Here is a 2,197-nt window from a genome sequence, read left to right on the forward strand (position 1 = left end):
ATCTCACGGCGAGTTTTGCGCTTCTTGGTTTGGTACTCTGCTTCGGAGAAGGTGATCTGATCCATGGCAGCAACGAATCCTACAGGTTTTGTGATGGGCGTATTATCGCCGATTTCGGGGAGTTATTCAGACCTTCCCTAGGCAAATAGCCCGTTACTGTTCGGAGAGCCCCTCTGCCAGATGCGTTCGCTACCAACGATACCGGCGCCGAGTAGCTACCTGCCGCCAACTTCAAGGTCCGACAAAGCCTCTCTGCAGACCCTGTCAGAATCGCTCCGATCTATCGCCGTCGTCAGGGTAACCCCCGCTGAAAATCCACTCGTGCGGGATGTGCAGCGTTGCCAGTGTGCTGGAGTAAGCCCAAGGCATCGACGCAGGAGTGTGATAGTCCATCGTTACTGGATGCCGAATATGGAACGGAGACGCACCAAGCTCAGTGTCGGCAACCATCTCGCCGCGGCCTTGCGGTATTGCGGGGTACATCTGTGATGACAGGTGGTATCGCTCGACGAGACCGATGAGTTGGCGACCTTCAGGCAGTATCAAGTCCCCCTCCATCAGCGATACGACTGCCCGCTCACCTGGCGGAATCCGGAAAACCACAGACACTCCCGCGATGATCCTTGACGTCAAGTTGGCCTTCGTCGCCTTGGCATGAAAATGTTGATACAGACCAGCCAGAAACTGAACTGAACTCTTGTTGTAGGCTGTCTCACTCACCAGTTGATCAACACTGTAGAAACAGCTGTCAGCCTCTTTCCAGTGCGCACCGGTAAGACAGGCTTCCACAATGAACGAAATGGCGCCAACAAAGCGCGTCACATAAAGAAAGCGCTGGTACTCGTTTTCATACGCCCAAAACAGCGGGTAGACGCTCTCTTCGATGAGACACTCTGGCCCAATCTTCTTCGCATCTAATAGCTCTCCGATGTGGGCAACGTGGGTCATTAGCCACGGGATGCTGTCTTTGCGCAGGTAAAACGGCTCTGACGCCAAAACTCTGAGAGCTAAGTCGACGCACTCACGACCGGAGGCCACCGACAACTCATCACACTCAACGCAGACCATGTTTTTAGCGCGCTTCACCACGGAGTACGCAGGGAACGGCTCAACCTCGCGCCAAGCGCCATCAAGCTCCAGATATCTGACATTCTGCAAAGGATTTACCTCGCGCCTATTGCCTCGTAGTTTCATATGTAGGCTCGCGGCAGGTCGTCCGAGGTTAAGTAGACTGGCACGCCTGATAGGGAATAGCAGAAACCTGACTCCCTACCATAGAGGCCACCGTCATATCGCTTGGAATAGACCAAATGCGGATTATCCTTTCCGAGCCGAACCCGAATTGCATGCGGACCACCTCCCCGACTCTCTAGAACGCTAATCTCTCCACAATCGCCAACACTTATCAAAACGATCTGACCATTCCAAGGTAAGGAGGATTTGCAGGCCCGCTGACGCTAAGCCGTATCCTCCATACCTTCTACTCAAACTCCGACCAGCAGGCCAATCAGTGCCCCTGAGATTTCCACCGCCGAAACAGCTTCCATCTTCACCTAAACAGAGCTTTCAATGGGGCCATCCGCTTGAGAGTCACGATAAGCCATGCACTCGTCAATTAGATCGAGAGCATCTCCTCAGCCGTGGCAAAAGCTGTACATGCAGTGCGGGCAGCGCCAATCGCTCCAGCTGGCCGTAGTCTCGGCCGGGTCTGATAGCTAGGTACCGCAATCGCAATGCGTTCTCACGTTATAGGAATGGCATAACCAAGCCACCACTAACGCTGGAAAAACTGTTCAAGGTGCTTGATCTGATAAACGAAGTCAGAACAGCGTAGCTGTCGGCGCAGAGGATCCACTCATCAATTTTGAGCGCGGGGAACCCCGTCCTTCAAATTGGAGAGGGATAGCGTGGCAGCCAGAGGGAATTTTTCCAGATAAACCCAAGAGGAGTTTATCTGTCTCAATCGGCGGCTGTAGCCCGACGTCGCCCCGCACACAGCTACTCAAGTGCCCGAATAGCAAAAACCAGCCAGAAGGCTGGTTTTTGATGCTTACGCCTAACAGCCTGTTGAAATTCGCCTACGGTCTGTCTGACTTTGCCGTGTAAGGTTTACGATATCGGCTCCAATCTGCCGGGAACCCCGATTTCCATGCGTGGCGCCGATATCACTCAGGAATCCTTGTTCACTGTCGCCAAG

1 protein-coding gene is annotated in these 2,197 nt (G+C 53.6%); it reads right to left on the bottom strand.

From position 1 onward, the window contains the following. Positions 1-264: 264 nt before the first annotated feature. Positions 265-1,194: a hypothetical protein gene (locus AC13EY_RS15185; RefSeq protein WP_482875850.1), complete on the bottom strand. Its 930-nt coding sequence runs from the start codon at positions 1,192-1,194 to the stop codon at positions 265-267. Between the last annotated feature and the right edge of the window lie 1,003 nt (positions 1,195-2,197).

This window comes from Halopseudomonas sp. L-58, from assembly GCF_056859475.1.

Coding starts and splice junctions, on each gene's coding strand:
- AC13EY_RS15185 (WP_482875850.1), bottom strand. CDS start 1,194: ATGAAACTACGAGGCAATAGGCGCGAGGTAAATCCTTTGCAGAATGTC.